The organism is Sphaerisporangium melleum, assembly GCF_014646695.1.
GTDB lineage: Bacteria > Actinomycetota > Actinomycetes > Streptosporangiales > Streptosporangiaceae > Sphaerisporangium > Sphaerisporangium melleum.
Genome location: NZ_BMNT01000163.1, coordinates 301 through 509, shown reverse-complemented (window position 1 = coordinate 509; position 209 = coordinate 301). Strand labels below are relative to the sequence as shown.

At 61.7% G+C, this 209-nt stretch carries 1 protein-coding gene; it reads right to left on the bottom strand.

Features of this window, described 5'->3' with window-relative positions; all coding sequences use genetic code 11:
• On the bottom strand, positions 1–209 hold a 209-nt coding region (locus IEY93_RS39220; RefSeq protein ID WP_229691840.1), incomplete at both ends, for a glycosyl hydrolase family 95 catalytic domain-containing protein.

Here is a 209-nt window from a genome sequence, read left to right as displayed (position 1 = left end):
TCCTGGATCATTTTGAACACCGGCTCGTAGCATTCCGACAGGTTGGTGGTGTCGGTGGGCCAGTAGTTCATCGGCAGGTTGGCGTTGATGGTGTACTTGGAGTCCCAGGAGGGGGTCAGCGAGTCGTTCCAGATGCCCTGCAGGTTGGCGGGCTGGCTGCCGGGGCGCGAGGAGCTGATCAGCAGGTAGCGGCCGAACTGGAACAGCAG